The sequence below is a fragment of the Streptomyces sp. 1114.5 genome (assembly GCF_003635085.1).
Taxonomy (GTDB): domain Bacteria; phylum Actinomycetota; class Actinomycetes; order Streptomycetales; family Streptomycetaceae; genus Kitasatospora.
In genome coordinates this window covers 559422-578666 of sequence record NZ_RBXE01000003.1, presented here as the reverse complement: position 1 = coordinate 578666, position 19245 = coordinate 559422, and the positions used below count along the sequence as shown (strand labels likewise).

The window sequence follows — 19245 nt, the reverse complement described above, 5'->3', positions numbered from 1 at the left end:
GATCCACGGGGGCGGCGTACGGACGGCCCCCCGCCATCCGGCGGTTCACCCTACTCAACGAAGATCATCTCCACTACCCCGAGCCGATCGGCTCAGGTCTGCGCGGTGGCCGTCAGGGGGTCGAGGGCGGCGGCGCGGCGGGCCGGGGCGGTGGCGGCGAGGACGGCGATGGCGAGGGATGCGGCGCAGGCCAGCAGCAGGGTGCCCCAGGGCAGGGCCAGGGTGTAGTGGTCGACCGCGCCGGTGGCCAGCGGGCCGACGGCCCAGGCGCCGGCCAGGCCGGCGGCCAGGCCGAGCAGGGTGCCGAAGGCGGCGACGGTGACCGCCTCCAGACGGATCATCCGCCGGACGTCCGCGCGGTCCAGGCCGACGGCGCGCAGCAGGCCGATCTCGCGGGTGCGTTCCGCGACCGACACGGCCAGGGTGTTGACGATGCCGAGCGCGCCGATCACGGCGCCGACCGCGAGCATCCCGTACAGGACGGCCAGCAGGTCGCCCATGGTGCCGGCGGCCTCGCGGACGAGCTGGGCGCGGTCCTGGACCTTCAGCAGCGGGCTGTTGCCGACGGCGGTGCGCAGGCGCTGCTGCATCGCCGGCGAGGCGGCGTCGGCACCGGCACCGGTGCCGGCTTCGGTGCGGACGAGGATCCGCTGGACGGAGCCCGGCAGGTGGCTGTCGGGCGCCACCTCGGCGCGGGCGGCGAGCACGTCGTGCGCGGTCGGGTCGTCCTGGTAGACGCCCACGACGGTGTACGGCCGGGTGTCCGGGGAGCGGCCGATCCGGGCGTCGAGGCGGTCGCCGGGGCTCAGGTGGTGCTCGCGGGCGACGGTGGCGGAGACGGCGATCCGGCCCGGGCCGAGGTCCTGGAGGGAGCCGCCGGTCAGGTGGAGCCGGACCACCGTGCCCGCCGTGTCGGAGGTGCCCACCGCGCCGGGGTCGATGCCCGCGACCTGCAGGACCGTGCCGCCGGTGATCATGGTGGAGTCCGTGACGGCGCTCGCCGTCCGCACCCCGGGGGTCTCGGCCACCCGCCGGACGGCGGCCTGGTCGATGCCGTCCGTGGTGGAGCGGGAGCCGATCACGTAGTCGGCGAGGAGCCCGGCCGCGGCCCGGTGGTCGAGGGCACGCGCGGCGGAGTTCCCGATGGTGGCGAGCCCGGCGACGAGCGCGGTGCTGACCAGCAGGGTGGCGGCGGTCGCGGCGGTGCGCCGCGGGTCGCGCAGCGCGTTGTCGCGGGCGAGGCGCCCGGTGACGCCGAGGCGGCCGGTGAGCCCGCCGAACGCGCGGATCACCGGGGCGGCGAGCACCGGCGCGAGCGCGATCAGGCCGCAGCCGAGGGCGGCGAGGGCGAGCATCGCGGTGCGCAGGTTCTCCTCCGAGGCGTCCTTGGCACCGCGCAGCGAGACCAGGAGGACGGCGCCGAGGACGGCGAGGGCCAGGCCCGCCACGGCGCGCAGCGTCAACCGGCGTGCGGGCGGCGGCTGTTCGGCCGTCCGCAGGGCCTCGATGGGAGCGATCCGGGCCGCCCGTCGGGACGGCAGCCACGCGGCGGGCACGGTGACGCCGACCCCAACGGCGAGCGCCGCGAGGACGGACCCCGGGCCGATCACCAGCGGGCCGCGGGGCAGCCCGTCGCCGAGCAGGTCGGGCAGCACCGACGCGATGGCGAGGCCGAGCAGGAACCCGGCCGCGGATGCGAGGAGCCCGACCAGCAGGGCTTCCAGGAGGACGGAGCGCGCCACCTGGCGGCGCTGGGCGCCGATCGCCCGCAGCAGGGCGATCTCCCGGCTGCGCCGGGCCACCAGCATGGTGAAGGTGTTGACGATGAGGAAGGAGGCGATGAACAGCGAGATTCCGGCGAAGACCAGTGGCAGCTTCTCGTAGCCGCGGGTCAGGGTGTCGACCAGGACGGCCTGTTGGGCGGCCTGGGCGGCGCCGGTGGTGGCCTCGGCGCGGTCGGCGGGCAGGACGGCGGCGACCCGGCGGGCGAGCTCGTACGGGTCGGTGCCGGGCGCGGCGGCGAGGTCGATGCCGGTGTAGTGGCCCGGGGTGGCGAACAGCTGTTGGGCGGTCGCCCGGTCGAACAGGACGAGGGTGCCGCCGGCCGTCACCCGGGTGTCGGTGGTGGTGACGATGCCGACGAGCCGTTTGGTCATGGCCGGCCCGTCGGTGGCGAGCGTGACCCGGTCGCCGATCCTCAGCCGGCCGGCGGCGGCGGTGCCGCGGTCCACGGCGAGTTCGTCGCCGTCCTTCGGGGCGCGGCCCTCGGCCAGCGGGTAGCGGCTGTCGGTGCCGTCCCGTCCGGGGACGTAGGCGGCGGCCTGGTTCGCCGAGCGCGCACCGACCCGCAGCGGGGTGCCGTCGGCCGCGTTCAGGACGGCCGAGCCGTCGGCGGTCGGCCGGGCAGCGGCGACGCCGGGGAGGTCGGCCAGCTTCCGGGCGAGCGAGTCGTCGAGCGGGTCGGGCTGCAGACCCGCCGCGGCCCCCGGCGGGGGTGTCCTGGCCGTCACGGTGACCGCGATGTCGGCGAAGTTCCGTGAGGCGGCGGCGCGGTGGGCCGCGGCGGTGGAGTCCGCGAACACGAGGGTGCCGGACACGAACGCGACGCCGAGGCAGACCGCGAGCACGGTCATGGCCAGACGGGCCTTGTGGGCCAGGGCGTTGCGCAGGGCCGTTTTCAACATGGGCGTCTTCCTGGGAAGTCGGGAGTCGGTCTGGGGAGCCGGTGGGGTCAGCGGGCGGCGGCGCGCGCGTCGAAGCTGCGCATCACGTCCAGCACCCGCTCCGGGGTGGGGCGCACCAGCTCGTCCACCAGGCGGCCGTCGGAGAGGAAGACCGCGCGGTCGGCGTACGCGGCGGCGACCGGGTCGTGGGTGACCATGACCACGGTCTGGCCCAGTTCGCGGACGGAGTCGCGCAGGAAGCCGAGGACCTCCGTCCCCGCGCGGGAGTCGAGGTTGCCGGTGGGCTCGTCGGCGAAGACGACCGCGGGCCGCCCGGCCAGGGCGCGGGCGACGGCGACGCGCTGCTGCTGCCCGCCGGACAGCTCGGCGGGCCGGTGGTGCAGGCGTTCGGCGAGGCCGACCATGGCGAGCACGCGGTCCAGCCAGCGCTGGTCGGGGCCGCGCCCGGCGATGGCCAGCGGCAGGGTGACGTTCTCCAGCGCGGTGAGGGTGGGCAGGAGGTTGAACGCCTGGAAGACGAAGCCGATCCGGTCCCGGCGCAGCCGGGTGAGCTGCCGGTCGTCCAGCGTGCCGAGCTCGGTGGTGCCGATGCGCACCGAGCCGGAGGTGGGCGTGTCCAGCCCGGCGAGGCAGTGCAGCAGGGTGGACTTGCCGCAGCCGGACGGGCCCATGATCGCGGTGAACTCGCCCTCCCGGAAGCCGACGCTCACCCCGTCCAGGGCGGTGACGCGGGTGTCGTGGGCGCCGTAGACCTTCGTCAGGTCGGTGGTGGCGGCGGCGATCCCGGGGGCGGCGCTCGGGGCCAGGGGGTCGAGGGTCACGGGGGCTCCTTCTCGGTGCGAGGCTCGGGGGCTGCACGTCGAAGGGTGTCGGGGGAAGGTATCGGGGGCCCGGGCCGCGGTGTATCGGCCGGCGCTCCGGTTCGTATCGGTTCTGCGCGCGCGGCGTCGTTCGCGGGCCGCCGCGGTGTCCGCCGCCGGGCGGTCGCGGTGTCCCCCGTCGGGCGGTGGCGGTGTCCGCCGTCGGGCCGCCGCGGTGTCCGCCGCCGGCCGGCGGCCGTCAGTCCGGCGGCAGGGAGAGGGTGGCGACGGCGCCGCCGTCCGGGGCGTTGTCCAGGCGCAGTTCGGCGCCGAGCAGCCGGGCCTGGCCGAACGCGATGGTCAGACCGAGGCCGTGGCCCGCGCCGCGCTCCCGGGCGCCCGTGTGGAAGCGGCGCGGGCCGTGGCGCAGCAGGTCGGCCGGGAAGCCGGGGCCGTGGTCGCGCACGACGACCGTCCGTCCGGCGAGCCCGACGGTGACGCTGACCGGGGCGGCGCCGTGGCGGTGGGCGTTGACGACGAGGTTTCCGACGATGCGTTCCAGCCGGCGCGGGTCGGTCTCCACGTGGACGGTGTCCTCGCCTTCGACCGTCGTCTCCCCTTCGACCGTCACCTCGGCGGCGTGGCCGGTGCGCGCGACCGCCTCCGCGACGACCGCGCCGAGCGGTACCCGGGCGCGGACCGGCTGTTCGGCGCCGGCGTCGAGGCGGGAGATCTCCAGCAGGTCCTCGACCAGGCCGCGCAGGTCGCGCACGCGGGCGCGGAGCAGGTCCTCCGTCTCGCCGGGCGGCAGCAGGTCGACGGCGGCGACCAGGCCGCCGACGGGGGTGCGCAGTTCGTGGGCCACGTCCGCGGTGAACTGCCGCTCGATGCCCAGGCGCCGGCCGAGGCTGTCGGCCATGAGGTCGACGGCGGCGGCGATGTCGGCGACCTCGTCGCGGCCCTTGGTCGGCCCGGTGCGGGCGTCGAGGTCCCCGGCGGAGATCCGGCCCGCGGTCTCGGAGACGCGCCGCAGCCGGCGGCCGAGCAGGCCGGCCCCGTACACCGCCAGGGGCACGGCGGCCGCGAGGGCGACCAGCGAGGCCACCGTCACGGTCACGTCGAGGCGGCTCAGGGTGTGCAGTTCGGGGTTCGTGTTGATCCGGACGGCGAGCACCGGGCTGCCCGGCCCGGCGGTGCGCTGGGCGCCCCAGACGCTCGGCCCGAGGTTCCCGTGGACGGCGGGATCGTAGGCCGTGTGCCGGTCGTCGTCGGCCGGGGCGCGCAGGGCGGCGGGCAGTCCGGGCGGGTCGAGCTCGGCGCCCTCCGCGAGCGCGCCGGTGCGGCGGTAGACGTCCATGGCCGAGTAGACCGTGTTGAACGCCTGGGCCTCGGCGCGGCTGCGGATGTCCTGCGCGGTCCACAGGTGCACCAGCACGCCGACGGCCGCGGCGACCAGGCAGGCGGTGAGGGCGGCCAGGGCGGCGATCTTCCAGCGCAGGGAGGTACGGCTGCGGGGCGTGCGGCGGCGAAGGGCTCGCACCGGGCTCAGCGCCTGAGCTTGTAGCCGAAGCCGCGGACCGTCTCGATCCGGTCGCGGCCCAGCTTGCGGCGCAGCCGCTGCACGCACAGGTCGACGACCCGGCTGTCCCCGTCCCAGCCGTAGTCCCAGACGTCGCGCAGCAGGGTGTGCCGTTCCAGCACGACGCCCGGGCGGGCGGCGAATTCGAGGAGCACCTTCAGTTCCGTCGGGGTCAGCGCCACGGGCTTGCCGGCGACGGAGACCTCCATGCCGGCGGTGTCGATGACGAGGTCCCCGAAGGTGAGGACGTCCTCCGCCGGAGCGGCGGCCGGTCCCGGACCCGCTTCCGCCCCTGGTTCCGGCCCTGGTTCCGACCCCGGGTGCGGCGCGTACGTCGCCCGCCGCAGCAGCGAGCGGATCCGCGCGACGAGCACGAAGGTGTCGACGGGTTTGACCACGTAGTCGTCCGCCCCGGCCTCCAGCCCGGCGACGACGTCCAGCCCGTCACCGCGCGCGGACATCATCAGCACGGGCACCAGGCTGGACTCCCGCACCCTGCGGCAGAGCCCGATCCCGTCGAGGCCGGGCAGCATCACGTCCAGGATCAGCAGGTCGAAGCCACCGTCGCGGAACAGCTCCAGCCCGGTGAGCCCGTCGGCCGCGGCCGTCATCTCGTACCCGTACCGTTCGAGCGCGACGGTGAACGAGTGCCGCATCAGCTCGTCGTCCTCGACCAGCAGCACGCGGACCGGACGGGGCTCGGACACGGGCGGCACGCTCCTCGTTCGATCGGTTGCGGCGGCGGCAGGGAACAGGGACGGGGACGGGGACGGGGACGGAACGAGAACGGAGGATACCGCAGAGATCGGACACCGCCGCCGCGACGACGGCATCGATGCCCGATCAAGCGCTCCCCGATACACGACGGATACGAAGCCCGCTGTTCGGAGGCGGGCACGGCTCGGAGCGGGGCCCGGGCGAGAAATATTTGTCGCCGGCGTTGAACCGTTCCCGTCCGGGACTCGTGTGGAGGGTGCCCGGGCGAACACCGCCCGGATCGTCAACCGACCGCTCTCCAGGGGGAGTTCGTCATGCCCGCGTTCACCGTTCCGGCCTTCGCCGCGCGCCGGATGCTCGCCGCCACCGGGATCACCGTGCTGGCACTCGCCGCCACCGCCTGTGGGCCGGACACGGCCGGCGGGTCCGGCGGGAGCGCGGCCACGTCCGCCGCCACCCCTCCGGCCGCGGCCGCCACGTCGTCAGCCCCGGCCACCGGCGGCACCGGCGGGGTCCGGCTCGTGGCCGTGAAGTCGGCCACGCTCGGGCCGGTCGTCACCGACGCCGCCGGCCGGACCCTGTACCGCTTCGACAAGGACACCGCCAAGCCGTCCGCGAGCACCTGCACCGACGCCTGCGCCGCGAAGTGGCCGCCGCTCACCACCCAGGACCCGGTGCAGGTCAGCGGGGTCGACTCCGCCCTGGTCGGCAGTGTGACCCGGCCGGACGGCACGAAGCAGGTCACCCTCAACGGCTGGCCGCTCTACCGCTTCGCCGGGGACACCGCCGCGGGACAGACCAACGGCCAGGGCGTCGGCGGCACCTGGTTCGCGAGCACGCCCGAGGGAAAGAAGGCGCCGGGCACCACCGGACAGACACCCGCCCAGGCCCAGTCGCCGGCTCCGTCGCAGAGCGGCGGCTACTCCGGGGGCTACTGACCGGCCCCACACGGCGGCGGACCGGGACACGATCACCGCACAGCCCGCGGCGGACGCCGACCGCTGCCGCCATCACCGCTTCCCCCAGTCCCACGGGGCCGGCCGGGCGCCGCGCAGGCACGCCACCTGGTGGACCGCCAGGTCGCGGGTCCGGGAGTCGAGGCGGGCGCGGCGCACGGTGTCCATCACGGCGGTGAGCACGACGACGTCCCGCACGACCTGGTAGCCCGACCACGCGCCGATGTGCTCGCAGGGCATCGCGGCGCCGGTGCGGCCGTGCGCGGTGTAGGTGCGGTGGTAGGCCTGCAAGTCGTCGCGGCGGCCGCGCAGCAGCTCGTTGCTCCAGCGCGCGGCGACCAGGTCCCACTCCCGGTGGCCGCGCCACAGCGGTCTGCGCAGCGCCAGCCGCGGGTGCGTCCCGCCGTCGTGGCAGCGGGCGAGTCGTCGGGCGCCGAGGATGACGGTGGGCGGGGTCGGCCAGTCGATGCCCGCCCACTCCGCCTGCAGCCAGGCGGTGCACTCGAACAGGAACCGGCGGGCGGACTCGCTCAGCGGGGTGTCGTCCAGGCCGTCCAGCAGGCCGGCGAACGGGTCGTGGTCCTCCAACCACAGCGCGGACCCGGGATGGATCCGGTGCACCGCGGCGGTCACCCAGGCGCTCAGCGACGCGTCCCGGCGCCGTTTCCCGGGGTCGTGCCAGAAGGTGACGGCCCGGCCGGCGGCCGTGCGCACGCCGCCGTAGTACGGGGTGACGACGGCCACCTGGTGCTGTTCCAGCAGCTCCGCGCCCCGTACCAGCGCCCATGCCTCGTCCTGCCCCGTGTGCACCAGGGCGATCGCGCGCGAGGCGGGCAGCGACCAGACGTCGTGGGGGTGGTCGCTGACCAGCTCGGCGTGCCGGGCGTCGTCGCCGGTGGCCGCACAGGCCTGGGCCAGGGCCGCGTAGGACGCTGTGACGTCCTGCCTGTGGGTGCGGCCGGTGGTCGAGAGCAGCGCGCTGGTGCTCGGTCCGATGCTCACGGAGCGGTCCTCGGGTGCGGATTCGACGGACACGGTGTCCTGCGGGCTCGCGCCCCGGCGCCGGACGTCCGGCCGGGCCGTTCCAGGGCGATCGGGCCGTCGTGCTCGGCGACCGTCCGGCCCGCCCCCCTCGGTGCCCTGCGGAAGCAGGCGATGACCGCCCCGCGGGTGGTGGTGACGGACAGGTGGGGTTCGTCCAGCCGTCGGCGGATCCTCACCTCGTTGCCGACGAGCCCCGCGGGGAGCAGGTAGAAGTTGCCCTCGAACGGCACGAGTCCGCGGGGGTCGACCCTGCGCTGGACGCAGATGCGCGCCGGGAACGGCTTCGGGGGCAGGGGCAGCAGGGCTCGGGTGCGGCAGCCCGCCGGCCGGTTCCGGCTGCCCGAGCGCTCGGTCAGGCGGTCGAGGCTGTCCTGGGCCGCCTGCACGCCGGGTTCGCCGGCCGCGGTGTCCCACCAGTGGCGGACGACGGAGCGGTGGGCGCGGACGACGGGGTCGGGCGCTTCCGTCCGCGGGCGGATCGCGATGGTGGCTCCGTAGTGGATCGCGATCTCGTGGAAGACGGCGATCACCTTGCCGGCCGTCGAGCAGACCGGCGCGGTCCGGTCGAATGACCAGCGCTCGCCGGTGCCGCCGAGGCGGCGCAGCACCTGGTCCAGGGCTTCCACGCAGTGCGGGAGGTCGCCGGTGCCGGCCAGGGCGGCCCGCCAGTGGCCGGATCGCGTGAGCGAGCCCATGAGCAGGTACATCTCCTGCCCGCAGTCCCATTCGACCGGTGGGGCCGGGAGCTGTACCCAGTCGAACTGCACGTCTTCCAGGGGGCCTCCGCCGGGGCTGGCCCTCCCGCGGTGGCGCGGTCCGCAGCGCGGCCACATCAGATGCCTGCGCAGGGCGCGGGTGAAGGTCGAGTAGGCGCGGTCGTAGCCCAGCTCGACGATCTCGCCGTGGAGCATCCTCGCCTGCAGGTGCGGATCGTCGTCGAGGCGCTGCCGGCAGTACGAGACGAACTGCAGGAACTCGTCACGGGTCTCCGCCCGGACCCCTACGGTCCGCTCCCCGGTGAGGTAGGCCCTGACCGTCTTGCGGTCACGGCCCATGCACCGGGCGATCGCCGAGATGGACCAGCCCTGGTGGCGCATGGCGCAAATCTCTCGGTATTCCTCTGCACTCAGCATCACGACCCCAAGTTTGTCGGAATTTCGCCGCCGCAAAGCGCCTTGAATTAACGGCGGCCGCCGGGCATGGTCGAAAAATACAGCATGCGACCGAACGGCTCAAGGAGCGGAAACGTTTCTTTACGGATATGTCGTGGGCAATTTCAGGGAGCGGGTTTACCGCTGTCCCGACCGGGAATTCCACCCCGGCTCCGCAATATCCCGCACACTTCTCGGGGTCCGCCGAGCGGCGCGGGAATTGCCTATCGAAGGACGCGCGAATCGCGCGCCGCGCGGACCGGTGCCGGACCGTCGGTGCGGCGGGCACGGCGGGCGGGGTCCGGGGCGGCGCGCGGCCTCACAGCGGCAGCCGGCAGGAAACCGTCTTGGTTCCGTCGAGGTGGAAACGGTACCCCCACGAGCCGGCGATGCTCTCCACCAGGAGCAGCCCGCGCCCGCCCTCCTGGGAGGCGGGCGCCCGGTGCGCCCGGGGAGCAATCGCCGAGCGGTCCCGGATGCCGATCGAAAGCCACCGCTGGTCGCGCGCGATGGTCACCCTGATCAGGTGCTCGCTGTCGGTGTAACGGATTGCGTTCGTCAGGAGCTCGGAGGTCAGGAGTTCGGCATCGTCGGTGAGGTGCGCTATGTCCCAGTGGCTGAGAATGGCGTTCACGGCACGGCGCACGGGTCCCACGCAGTGGGCCTCCGGCAGGACGAACATGGTGATGCGCCGTCCCTGCGTGTCGTGCGGGTCCGAGCGTGGCGAGTTTGCGGAGGTCATGGCCGTCCCCTGGTTCCCTCTCCCGGCAGGGCCGGGATCCCGTGCTTCGCGGTCCGGCAGTGGCGTGGCGCCGGCGGCCCGGAGTGAGCTCATGGGTTCCTCCTCTGCGGTTCGGTGCCGGCGGCAACGTCCGGCGGCAGGGCCGACCGCGGCGAGCGGGGAGCGATGAGGTCCGCGGCCCCGGGCGCGGCCCCGCCGGGGGGATCCGGTGGGGCGTCGGCGGTCAGGCTGATGCCGATGTGCTGCGCGAGGCCGTCGGCGAGAGCTGCCAACGTGGGGTGGCCCGCGACGAAGTCGCCGGCGAGCCTGACGCCGAGGGAGGCCTCCAGGCGGGTGCGCAGTTCGATGCGGAGCAGAGAGTCGAACCCGAGCGCGTTCAGCGGGGTCTGCGGGTCCAGGGTGCTGGCCCCCAGCCGGAGCACGGTGCGGATGTGTCCGGCCAGGTAGTCCTCAAGGACCGTGCGGCGGGCGAGGCCGGGTTCCGCGGCCCGCAGCTCGTCCCGGATGTCGCGCGCCGCATCCTGCCCGGGCGCCTGTACGGGGGTGCCGGGCGCCTCGGGCGTGAGGAGGGCGAACAGCGAGGACGCCCGCCCGGCCGGGGGGATCCAGGTGTCCGGCGGGCCCGGGATCACGCCGGTGCGTACACGGCCGTGGGTCAGGAGCGCCCCCAGGGCCTCGAATCCTTCCGCGGTGGGAATGGTCCGGTAGCCGCGCTCCGCGAAGCCGGTGGCGACCCCGGTCTCGCCCCAGGGCCCCCAGTTCACGGCCAGCGCGGGCAGGTCCAGGGCGGTGCGCCAGGTGGCGAACGCGTCGAGCCAGGCGTTGGCGGCCGAGTAGGCGCCCTGGCCCGGGTTGCCGAGCAGGGAGGCCATGGAGGAGTACAGGACGAACCAGTCGAGCGGCAGTCCGGCGGTGGCCTCGTGGAGGCGCCAGGCGCCGGTGACCTTGGGATGCCAGACGCGTTCGAGCTGGTCGTCGGTGATGTTGGACACCGCGGCGTCGTCGAGGACCATCGCGGCGTGGACCACGCCGCGCAGGTGCCCGCCGCACGCGGTGGCCTCGGCCACCAGCTGCTCGGCAACGCCGGGCTGCGCGATGTCCCCGAGCACGACGCTGACGCGGGTCCCCTGGTCGCCCAGTGCGGCGAGGACCCGTTCGGTCTCGGCCGAGGGGGACGTGCGTCCGTTGAGGACGAGGTGGGCGGCGCCCCGGCCCGCCAGCCACAGCGCCGTGGCGAGGCCGACGCCGCGCAGGCCGCCGGTGACGACGTAGGCGCCGTCCGCCCGTACCGGCGAGGGCGGGTCGCGCAGTACGGCGGTGGCCTGGCCTTCGCCGGGCACCGTCAGGACCAGTTTGCCGATGTGCCCGGCGCCGGCCATGAGGCGGAAGGCGTCGGAGGCCTGCGCGAGCGGATAGGTCCGGCACGGCAGCGGGGCGAGGGTGCCCCGGCGGAGTTCGGTCAGGACCTCGCCCAGCAGCTCGGCGAAGGTGTCCGGGCGGGTGTCCTGGAGCTCGACGAGGTCGACCGCGCTCATGGTGATGTTGTGCCGCAGCGGTGCGAGACCCAGCGGGGTGTCGGCGAGGATGTCGCGCACGCCCAGCTCGACGAACCTGCCGAAGGGGCGCAGCGTTTCCAGTCCGGCCCTGATGGCGGGCCCGGAGAGGGAGTTGAGGACCACGTCGACGCCCTCTCCGGCGGTGGCGTCGCGGGTCTGCTCGGCGAAGTCCAGCGAGCGGGAGTCCATGACGTGCCGGATGCCCATCGCGCGCAGGTACCGGCGCCTGTCCTCGCTGCCGGCGGTGGCGAGCACGTCGGCGCCCAGGCGCCGCGCGACCGCGATCGCGGCCAGTCCGGTCCCGCCGGTGGCGCTGTGGATCAGGACGCGCTCGCCGCCGGCGAGCCTGGCGAGGCGGCGCAGTGCGTACCAGGCGGTGAGGTAGGCGACGGGCAGCCCGGCGGCCGTCTCCGCGGGCACGCCGGCCGGGAGGGGGGCGACGGCGGCGGCGGGCAGCGTGGCGAAGGTCGTGAAGAGTCCGCCTCGCACGTCGGCGGCGATGACGCTGTCGCCGACGCACACGTGCCTGACGCCCGGTCCGACGGCGGTGACCACACCGGTGGCTTCGAAGCCGATGCGGTAGCCCGCCTCGTCGTCGGTCGCCAGCATGCCCATGGCGGTGAGCACGTCGCGGAAGTTCACGCCCGCGGCGTGGAGGCGCAGTTCGACCTCCCCGGGACCGGGGGCACGCCGTGGCGAGGTGGTCAGGCGCAGGGCGTCGAGGTCGCCGAGCCGCCCCGCGTGGAGCTGGAAGCGGTCGGCGCCGTAGCGCACGGTGCGGGTGACGGCGGTGGCGCGTTCGGTCTCCGACAGGGGGGTGTAGGACAGCCGGGCGATGTGCCGGGTGTCACCGCGCAGGGCGATCTCGTCCTCGGGAGGGTCGGCGAGGAGTTCGGCCGCGAGCCGGTGCAGGCCGGTGTCGGCGTGGTCGGCGTCGACGAGGGTCGCCCGCAGCTCCGGGTGTTCGTGCGTCAGGACGCGCACGAGTCCGCGCAGGGCGCTCTGGGCGGGGTCGGCGGGCTGCCCCGGCTCCGGAGCGTGGGCGGACCGGGTGACGGCGAACAGGCGTGCGGGAGTGTCGCGCGCGATCGCGCTCTGTGCGGCGGCGAGCAGGCGGCGGGTGCGGCGCAGTGCGATCGCGGCGGCGTCGTCCTCGGGCGCGGACGGCGCGCACAGCAGAACCACGGCGCACGGTGCGGGTGCGCGGTCCCAGTGCCGGGCGATGCTCTGCTTGAGCGGCTGGAGGGCGGCGCTGTCGACGGGGACGTCGAGGACGTCGGTACGGGCTCCGGCGAGCTCCAGGGCGTCCGCCAGTGCCCGGGCGGATCCGTCCTCCTCGCCGATGACGAGCCAGGGGCCCGGGGCGGGCGGTTCGGGGCTCTCCCGGCGCGGCACCGGCTGCCAGCCGGTCTCGATGAACCACCGGTCGACGCTTTCCTCGGCCGCCGCGCCGCGGCGTACGAAGCGCAGCGCGTCGATCTCGACGAGGGGGTTTCCCTCCTCGTCCAGCAGCCGCACGTCCCCGACGATGCCGTCCGCGTCGGTGCGGGTGAGCCGGGCGTGCGCGTAGCAGGCGTCCTCGGGGGCCGCGAGGATCCGCACGGCGCGCACTCCGACGGGCAGGACCAGGCCGTGGCCCGGTTCGTCGATCAGGCCGGCGACGACGAGCTGGGCGCACAGGTCCAGGAGGACCGGGTGGATCCGCAGGCCGTGGCGGGCGGTGCGTGCCGGGTCCGGCAGCGTCACGCGGGCCCAGAAGCTGTCGCCCTGGGCGCCGGCGCGCAGCTCGGTGATGCCGCTGAAGGCGGGTCCGTGCTCCAGGCCCCGTGCGCGCAGGCTCGCGTAGAGGGCGTGCGGGTCCAGGACGACGGGGTGGTCGGCGGCCAGTGCGGCCGCGGGGAGCGCCGGTGTCCGGGGGGAGGCGTCGGTGCGGCGCAGGACCGCGGTGGCCTGCCGTACCCAGGTCCCGTCCTCGTCCTGGCCGAAGACTTCGCAGTCGGCGCGGTCGGCGCCGGTCAGGGTGACGGTCGTGCCGACGGGCGTGCGGGCGTCGAGGTGCAGCAGCTCGCGGAAGCGGATGTCGGTCGCTTCGACATCGTGCGCGGCGCCGCGGAAGACCTCGCCGGCCGCGGACAGCGCCAGGGCGCAGTAGGCGGCGCCGGGCAGGACCGGCCGGCCGTGGACGCGGTGGTCGGCCATCCAGGGCAGGACGTCGGTGCCGGCGTCGCCGTGCCAGGTGTGGCGGGGCTGGTCGCCGGGCACCTCCGTGTGCGCTCCCGGCAGGGCGGCGGGGGCGCTCCCGGTGTGCGGGGAGGCCGCCGCTGCGGGTGGGGTGGTGTCGGTCCAGTGGGGTCGGCGGTCGAAGGTCAGCGCGGGTAGGTCGGCCAGGCGGCCGCCCGCGTAGAGGCGGGACCAGTCGACGCCGGCTCCGGCGCAGTGCAGGGCGGCGAGCTGGGTGCGGAAGGTGGTGCGGTCGTCCTCCCCCTTGCGCAGCGTCGGCAGGATCACGGGCTCGTGGAGCAGGCCGGTCAGGCTCTGGGCGAGGGGGCGGGTGACGACGGCGTGCGGCGAGACTTCGAGGTACACCTGGTGGCGGTCGGCGGCGGCCGCGGCCACGGCGGCGCCGAAGCGTACGGGTCGGCGCAGGTTGGCGCACCAGTAGGCGGCGTCGAAGACCGGGGTGTCGCGGGGGTCGTCCAGGACGGTGGTGTAGAAGGGGACGGCCGGCCGGCTGGGGGTGAGCTCGGCGAGCTCGGCGGCGAGGTCCGCGAGCAGCGGGTCGACCTGGGGGCAGTGCGAGGCGACGTCGACGTCGATCAGACGTGCCACGAGTCCGCGGGCCTGCCAGGCGGTGGTCAGGCGCCGGACGGCGGCCGCGGTGCCGGCGACGACGGTCGAGTCGGGGGCGGCGACGACGGCCACGGACACCGTGCCGTCGCCGACGGCGGCGAGGTCGTTCTCGACGGTCGCGCTGTCGAGGCCGACGCTCGCCATGGCCCCGGCTCCGGCGATGCGGGTGAGGAGGGCGGAGCGCCGGCAGATGACGCGGACGCCGTCGGCCAGGGTGAGCGCTCCGGCGGTGACGGCGGCCGCGACCTCGCCCATGGAATGGCCGATGACGGCGGCCGGTTCGACCCCGTGGTCGCGCCAGACGGCGGCCAGGGCGACCTGCAGGGCGAACAGCGCGGGTTGCACGCGGCCGCAGCCGCTGACGTGTTCGCGGTCGCGGACGGCCCGCAGGACGGAGAACCCGGTCTCGTCGCCGATCAGCGCATCGGCTTCGGCCAGGGCCTCGGCGAAGGCCGGCTCGTGGTGGAGCAGGCCGTGCCCCATGCCCTGCCACTGCGAGCCCTGGCCGGAGAACACCCAGACGGGACGGCGGGTGACGCCCGCGCCCACGTGGCCGCGGACGACGCCGGGGTGGGCCCGGCCGGCTTCGAAGGAGCGCAGCGCGTGCGCCAGGCCGCGGTGGGAGTCGGCCACCACGCCGAGCCGGCCGCGCCCGGGGGAGCGGCGCAGTGCGAGGGTGTGGGCGATGTCGCGCAGGGGGGTGGCGCCTGCCTCGGTCTCCAGCCAGTGGGCCAGGCGCGCGGCGGCGGCGGGCAGTGCGTCCGGGGAGCCGGCGGCGAGGAGGAAGACGTGGGGCGGGGCGGCCTGCGACCGCGACGGCGGGTCGCCGGCGGGCACGGCCGCGTGTACGGCGGTGCCCGCGGTGGGAGCGCCGGGGAGGACGACGGTGCGGCGGCGGGCCGGGGCCTGTTCGAGGACCACGTGGGCGTTGGTCCCGGAGAAGCCGAAGGAGGACACCGCGGCCAGTCGCGAGGACGTCCGGGTGGGCCAGGCGGACAGGCCGGTGGGGACGAACAGGCGGGTGCCCTCGGCGCTGATGGCCGGGTTCCACCGGGTGAAGTGCAGGTTGGGCGGGACGAGCCCGCGCCGGAGGCAGAGCACCGCCTTGATCAGGCCGATGACGCCGGCCGCCGGTTCCAGGTGCCCGACGTTCGTCTTCACCGAACCCAGCGCGCAGCGCCCCTGCCCGGTGCCGTAGACCGCGGCCAGGCTGGAGAACTCGACGGGGTCGCCGACGGGTGTGCCGGTGCCGTGCGTCTCCACCAGGCCCACGTCGCGCGGGTCGGTTCCGGCTCGGGCGAGGGCCTGGCGGTAGAGGGCCTGCTGGGCCTCGGCGGAGGGCGAGGCCAGGACGTCGGAGCGGCCGTCCTGGTTGACGGCCGAGCCGCGCACCAGGGCCAGGACGCGGTCGTCGTCCCGTAGTGCGTCCTCAAGGCGCTTGAGGACGACGACGCCGCAGCCCTCGCCGCGGACGAAGCCGTCCGCGGCCGCGTCGAAGGTCCGGCACCGGCCGGTGGGCGAGAGCATCCCCATGCGGGCGAAGGACATCGTCGTCCTGGCGCCGAGCATGAGGGTGACGCCGCCGGCCAGCGCGAGGTCGCACTCGCCGTCGCGCAGGGCCTGGCAGGCCAGGTGGACCGCCACGAGCGAGGACGAGCACGCGGTGTCCAGTGCCACGCACGGGCCCTGCAGGCCCAGCAGGTAGGAGATGCGCCCCGGGGCGACGCAGTGCCCGTTGGTCAGGACCGCGCCCTCGAGTTCCCGGGGCTGGCCGGCGAGGGACTCCATGTAGTCGGTGTAGCTCAGGCCCGAGAACAGCCCCGTGGAGGACCCCGCCAGCCGCTCCGGGGGGAATCCGGCGTGTTCGAGTGCCTCCCACGTCACTTCCAGGAGCAGCCGGTGCTGGGGGTCCAGGACGTCGGCCTCCTTGCCCGAGACCCCGAAGAAGTCGGCGTCGAAGCCGGCGACGTCGCTGAGGTATCCGCCCCACGGCGGCATCGTCCCGGCGGCGTGGGCCGGGGCCGCGGCCACGTGCCCCGCGCGGCCGATCGGCGGTTGGCCGACCGCGTCCCGGGCGGCTTCGAGCAACCGCCACAACGCGGCGGGCGAGTCGATGTCGCGGGGAAGCCGGCATCCCATGCCGACGACGGCGATGTGCGCGTCAGCGGCTTTCAGGTTCTCTGCGTGGCCCATCACATGCTCTCCTACGCGCTTGCGCGGACGGGGGTGGGGAGCGCTCGCCGTCCGGCGGTGCGGTCGGCGGATGCCGGGGTTCAGTCGACGTCCGAACTGCCCAGCAGGATCGCGCTCTTGACGCCACCGATCTGGTAGTTGCAGGTGAGCGCGTAGTCGAACTCCAGGTGCCGGGTGCGCAGCCCGGGGACGGGATCGAAGCAGATGTTGTCGGCCGGCTCCTCGCAGTTCGCAGTGGGGCACACCTCCCCCTGCTCCAGCATCAGGAGGGTCAGGGCGACGCCCAGGGCTCCCGCCGGGGCGCCGTTGTGGCCGAAGCAGGCTTCCTGGGAGGTCATCAGGAGGTCTTCGACGGCGTCGCCGTAGAGCTGTCGGGCGGCGTTCGCCTCGAAGGCGGTCACCACGACGTCGCCGTCGCTTCCGCCGTGGATGTAGGGGATCTGGCCGATGTCCCACCGGTCGCCGAGGCACTTGCGGATGGCGGCGACCAGCGAGGCGCCGTTCTCGTCGCTCGCGAGCGGGTTGGACAGGCCGTCGCGGGTCATGCCGTGCGACAGGACCTGGCCGTAGGTGTACGCCCCGCGCCGCTGGGCGTGGTCGCGGCTCTCCAGCACCAGGGTCACCGACCCCTCCCCGTGGTTCACGCAGTCGGCCCGCCGGTCGTAGGGCCTCATGACCCGGTCGAAGGCCGGGAGGAGTTCGGGCATGCCGTCGACGCGGATGGTGTCGTAGGCGCGCTGGGCACCGTGCAGCAGACGCTGGACGTTCTGGATCACGTCCACACCGAACACGTCCACGCCGGTGACGACGACGAGGTCGGTCTCGCCGTCCGCGATCATGCGGCGGGCGTTGCCGATCTGGACGGCGGAGGACGCGCAGCCGCACGACACCGTGAAGCAGGGGCCGGTGGTGCGCATCAGCGCCCCTTGGACCAGCGCCACATCGGAAGGGGTGAGTCCCTGCTGGGCCCTGACGAACAGCTCCATCGCCTGGTGCGGCGTGATGGTGCACGCGTCGGCGTGCAGGACCTCTAGGTAGCTGGAGACGTTGGCGTCGATGCCCCCGCGCCCGACCAGGACGGCGGCCTCGGTGAGGTCGCCGTCCCTGATGCTCAGTTGGGCGTCCGAGCAGGCTTCCACGAGGGACACCAGCCCGTAGCGGTGCGCGTTGGTGTAGTGCTGGGAGAAGATGCCCGGCAGCCCGGGCAGGCGCTCCGCGAACGCCGCGTCCGGCAGATCGACCGAGCCGTAGTAGACACCGTGGTGTTTGAGGCACGAGCGGCCGTTGGAGGCCACGTCCCAGACCTCGCCCGCGGTGAACAGCGGCTGCTCCTCGCCCGGCAGGCAGAACCCCATGCCGGTGACCACGGTGTCCCGCTCGCCGGTGCCGCTTCGCGGGCGCGGGCTGGAGGGCCCGCTCACGACGCGCCCCCACGGGTGCGGGGCTGATGCTCTGTCCGTACTCGTACGGGACGGTCGCTGGTCATTGCTCACCTCGGAGTGTGGGGTGGGGTGATGCGGGGCGGCGCCGCGTCGGTGTGCGGCTCGCGGGGCCCGGCGCCGGCGCCGGATGCCGGGGAGACGGTGACGCGCGCACCTACTCGGCGATGGCGGTCCGGTACGACCACTGGTAGACGGGCATCAGTACGCCCCCGACGTCCTTGAAGTCCTGCGTGATCTCGAAGTGCTCGTAGCCGTTCCCGCGGGGGATCCTCAACCTGCTCTCGGCGTTCCCGGATTTCACTTCCCGAATCTCAGGAATGTCGATCGGGCCGCCCCTGAGGAAGACGAGCAGAGAGTTTGGCACGACACTCACCTTCCCATTCGGAAACGCAGAAGAATTCTTCGAGACGATCATCCGGCCGGTTGACGGCGTACACACGGAGTACCCCAACGGAAAGCCGTTCAACCCAGGAAAACCAACAGCGCACGACGCAAGCCAGGGGCGCACTCGCACCGCAGCCAGCAGATCACAGGGATGCCTCAGAAGCCGCTATTCCATCCGAACAAAGCCCCGATTCCGAAGCGCCGCCAAGGATAAGTACGAAAACTGCGCCATGCTCCCGAGGCGCGCCGAGTCATTGACATAGTCGCAGGTCAGAGGGGGAGTATCGGCTGACTTCCGGATACGATCTCCCCAGTTCACGGGCGCTCCCGCCATAATTCCCCACCGAATTCTTGAGAATTCTTCGACGAGCACCCGGGAAGGCACCCGCCCATGCTCACCTAAAATACCCAGTGGCAAGCCTTGGGTCGCTTCCGACCCCACTCGGCGAGGCGTCGAAAAAGTTGTGCGCTCCCGATCCGGCCTCGCGCTACCACCCTTATCGAATTCCCTATTGCCATGCACCGGAACCCGAACCTACCGTGAGGAAAACGCCTCCCCGACTCGGCCGCAACGGCCTTGTCAGGCGTTCGGAAGACGGAAAAGAGGAATCCTATGTCCCCGATTCTCCTCGCACTCGTCCCCTCGCAGGGTCCGGCGACCGGGGGTAGCCCCGTGCTGCTCGTCGGCACCGGGCTGACCGGGGCCACGGCGGTCCTGTTCGGCGCCACCCCCGCGCTCAGCTACACCGTCCAGTTCGACGGCGCCATCACGGCCGTCGCCCCGCCCGGGACCGGGACCGTCCCGGTCACGGTGGTCACGCCCAGCGGCACCAGCAACAACCTCAGCTACACCTACCAGCCGCCGACCCCGCCGACCATCCTCGCGCTCGTGCCGCCGGTCGGCCTGGCCACGGGCGGCCTGCCCGTCCTCATCGTGGGCCACGGCCTGTCCGCCGCGACGTCGGTCCTGTTCGGCGCCACCCCGGCCTCGAACTTCACCGTGCTGGGCGACGGCGCCATCCTGGCCGTCTCGCCGGCCGGATCCGGGACCGTCCCGGTCACGGTGACCACGCCGGCCGGCACCAGCAACGGCGCCACCTACACCTACCTGTAGGACGGCGGCCGAACCGCCGGTCCGAGCGCGAGA

General features: G+C 74.4%; 12 protein-coding genes. 2 read left to right on the top strand and 10 right to left on the bottom strand.

Features of this window, described 5'->3' with window-relative positions; translation table 11 throughout:
* Positions 1 to 92: 92 nt before the first annotated feature.
* From BX285_RS34040 to BX285_RS34025, 4 genes are all read right to left on the bottom strand, one after another.
* Positions 93 to 2684, bottom strand: coding sequence for an ABC transporter permease (locus tag BX285_RS34040; protein WP_121179417.1), 2592 nt, complete (start codon positions 2682 to 2684; stop codon positions 93 to 95).
* A 47-nt stretch (positions 2685 to 2731) separates the two neighbouring features.
* On the bottom strand, positions 2732 to 3505 hold the full coding sequence (locus tag BX285_RS34035) for an ABC transporter ATP-binding protein (protein WP_183107331.1): 774 nt from the start codon (positions 3503 to 3505) through the stop codon (positions 2732 to 2734).
* Positions 3506 to 3743: 238 nt separating this feature from the next.
* Complete coding sequence (locus tag BX285_RS34030; RefSeq protein ID WP_121179416.1) at positions 3744 to 5024, bottom strand: HAMP domain-containing sensor histidine kinase; 1281 nt, start codon at positions 5022 to 5024, stop codon at positions 3744 to 3746.
* A 5-nt stretch (positions 5025 to 5029) separates the two neighbouring features.
* Positions 5030 to 5719 (bottom strand): response regulator transcription factor, encoded by a 690-nt coding sequence (locus BX285_RS34025; RefSeq protein ID WP_373560592.1) that lies wholly within the window; start codon positions 5717 to 5719, stop codon positions 5030 to 5032.
* Between the two features lie 375 nt (positions 5720 to 6094).
* Here BX285_RS34025 and BX285_RS39400 point away from each other — a divergent pair, with 375 nt between their 5' ends.
* Positions 6095 to 6718 (top strand): hypothetical protein, encoded by a 624-nt coding sequence (locus tag BX285_RS39400; protein WP_310794276.1) that lies wholly within the window; start codon positions 6095 to 6097, stop codon positions 6716 to 6718.
* A gap of 72 nt (positions 6719 to 6790) precedes the next feature.
* Here the strand turns inward: BX285_RS39400 and BX285_RS34015 are convergent, their stop codons facing one another.
* The 6 genes from BX285_RS34015 to BX285_RS37720 form a co-directional block, all read right to left on the bottom strand.
* Positions 6791 to 7738 carry a hypothetical protein gene (locus BX285_RS34015; protein ID WP_147465282.1) on the bottom strand — a complete coding sequence of 316 codons (948 nt, stop codon included), beginning with the start codon at positions 7736 to 7738 and terminating at the stop codon, positions 6791 to 6793.
* Positions 7735 to 8877 carry a Mu transposase domain-containing protein gene (locus tag BX285_RS34010; RefSeq protein ID WP_121179413.1) on the bottom strand — a complete coding sequence of 381 codons (1143 nt, stop codon included), beginning with the start codon at positions 8875 to 8877 and terminating at the stop codon, positions 7735 to 7737. Before BX285_RS34010 ends, BX285_RS34015 begins: the two co-directional genes overlap by 4 nt.
* A gap of 373 nt (positions 8878 to 9250) precedes the next feature.
* Entirely contained in the window at positions 9251 to 9673 is a 423-nt protein-coding gene (locus BX285_RS34005; protein ID WP_183107330.1) for an ATP-binding protein, read from the bottom strand.
* Between the two features lie 89 nt (positions 9674 to 9762).
* Entirely contained in the window at positions 9763 to 16272 is a 6510-nt protein-coding gene (locus BX285_RS34000) for a type I polyketide synthase (RefSeq protein WP_121179411.1), read from the bottom strand.
* A gap of 80 nt (positions 16273 to 16352) precedes the next feature.
* Positions 16353 to 17693 carry a beta-ketoacyl synthase N-terminal-like domain-containing protein gene (locus BX285_RS33995; protein ID WP_257033234.1) on the bottom strand — a complete coding sequence of 447 codons (1341 nt, stop codon included), beginning with the start codon at positions 17691 to 17693 and terminating at the stop codon, positions 16353 to 16355.
* A gap of 175 nt (positions 17694 to 17868) precedes the next feature.
* A complete protein-coding gene (locus BX285_RS37720) occupies positions 17869 to 18078 on the bottom strand; it encodes a DUF5988 family protein (RefSeq protein ID WP_097241058.1) in 210 nt (69 codons plus the stop codon).
* Positions 18079 to 18711: 633 nt separating this feature from the next.
* Here BX285_RS37720 and BX285_RS33985 point away from each other — a divergent pair.
* The gene (locus BX285_RS33985) at positions 18712 to 19212 is read left to right on the top strand and encodes an IPT/TIG domain-containing protein (protein ID WP_097241059.1); all 501 of its coding nucleotides are present in this window, start codon (positions 18712 to 18714) and stop codon (positions 19210 to 19212) included.
* Positions 19213 to 19245: the final 33 nt, after the last annotated feature.